The organism is Burkholderia sp. E168m23 (assembly GCF_016586125.1).
In the GTDB taxonomy this organism is placed as follows: Bacteria; Pseudomonadota; Gammaproteobacteria; order Burkholderiales; family Burkholderiaceae; genus Burkholderia; species Burkholderia orbicola.
On sequence record NZ_BCPP01001284.1, the window covers coordinates 1 to 1,554 of the forward strand.

At 58.2% G+C, this 1,554-nt stretch carries 2 protein-coding genes; one reads left to right on the forward strand and one right to left on the reverse strand.

Going from position 1 to position 1,554, the window contains the following annotated elements; all coding sequences use genetic code 11:
- The coding region (locus tag JMF90_RS40815; RefSeq protein ID WP_374104332.1) for a hypothetical protein at positions 1 to 207 on the forward strand (207 nt) is incomplete at its 5' end.
- A 511-nt stretch (positions 208 to 718) separates the two neighbouring features.
- On the opposite strand, the gene cysC is transcribed toward JMF90_RS40815, so the two are convergent.
- Positions 719 to 1,282 carry an adenylyl-sulfate kinase gene (gene cysC, locus JMF90_RS36580; RefSeq protein WP_201316760.1) on the reverse strand — a complete coding sequence of 188 codons (564 nt, stop codon included), beginning with the start codon at positions 1,280 to 1,282 and terminating at the stop codon, positions 719 to 721.
- Positions 1,283 to 1,554: the final 272 nt, after the last annotated feature.

Consider the following 1,554-nt stretch of genomic DNA (forward strand, 5'->3'; position numbering starts at 1 on the left):
GATTCGGCGCTTGCCGTCGAGGCGTACGCGTCTTGCTTGAATGTTCTCGGCGTGTCAGGACGATGGGTCGACCGCCCGTGCTTATTTGCGCTGCCACCGAAGCGGCTGCTGCGGCACATCGGCGCCGTACGCGACGATCGCGATCTCGGCCGGTACTTTCTTCCGACGCGCCGTGCAAGTCGATTAGCGGTTTGGGTGCGACCATGAACACGTTATCGTTGGCTTCTGCGATGCGTGGATTAGGTGGATTAAAGTCGTGTGCCGCCTGAACGACGTGCCATGGAACAGTATGCGCGATGGTCGTTGGCTTGAATAGCACGCCGAGATGATCCGGTTACCGGGCCGCGCAGATTGTCATGTTGATCGGACCGGCAACGCGATGACGCGCGGCGGTTTCCTCGACCGCGCTGGCCATCCTTGAGCGTCGGGAGCGATGCCTGCTCGAGGCTGTATGTTAGTGTGAGATGGAACAGCAGTTCCGAGTAGATTGAACTTTCGGCCGTCGGGAAACCCTCGTCGAGCATTGCGAGGCGGATGAGCGCCAGTGCGGAACGGGTGTCTTCAGCGCGCTGTTTCGCGATGTGCTGATCGTCGCGCCCAACCAAGACAGTGGACCGATGTGACGTAAGGCGGACAGTTCAACCGTCGGTCGCCGCAATAGCGCGCCGAAAAAGAAGAAGGGAGCGGGGGCGCTGGCGAGCCGATGGCCGCGCCAGAATCAGCCGTTCAACGGCAATTTCTGCATGATCGCGTGCACGCATTCCAGCGGACTTGCTTCGCCGGTGCGCACATGCACGTCGGGCAATACCGGTTTTTCATAGGTCGATTCGATGCCGGTGAACTGCCGAATGGCCCCTTGCCTTGCCAGCGCATACAGCCCCTTGGGGTCGCGCGCTTCCGCTACATCCAGCGCAACGTCGACAAAGACTTCGAAAAACATGCCCTGTGGAAAACGCGCGCGCGCTTTGGCGCGAGCCTCCTGAAACGGCGAGATCAGCGCAACGATGACGACGAGCCCGGCCTCCACCATCAGGCGCGCGACCTCGGCCGTCCGGCGAATGTTCTCGTGACGGTCTGCGTCGCTGAATCCCAGGTCCTGATTCAATCCTTCGCGAAGCAGGTCGCCGTCCAGCAGAAAAGTCCGAAGACCGCGTGCCTCGAGTTGTTCCTTCAGCAGATTCGACAGCGTCGATTTACCGGCACCGGAGACACCGGTGAGCCATACCACGAAGGCATGGTCCTGCTTCATGCTGGAAAGCACGGATTGATTACCCGTCAGCATGACAGGGAGGGAATTTTGGAGATCTTGAGTCATCTCGGAGTCGATGTGCCGGTAACTGCGTCGTACTTTTTATGATGCGGATTCATCCGTCGGCGAATTGTAACGTGCCTTTTCTAAATTTGTAACTTGAATATTTTAATCAGGAATAAGCGATGGCCTTCGTGTGGCACGACGTTGTTCGGGCGCCCTCTGCTCGGTAACGATTGCCGATTCGTCGTAATAATTGGAAATGAACACGTGTCGCCGGTACGGTAAAAGGCAGGTAAAATCAC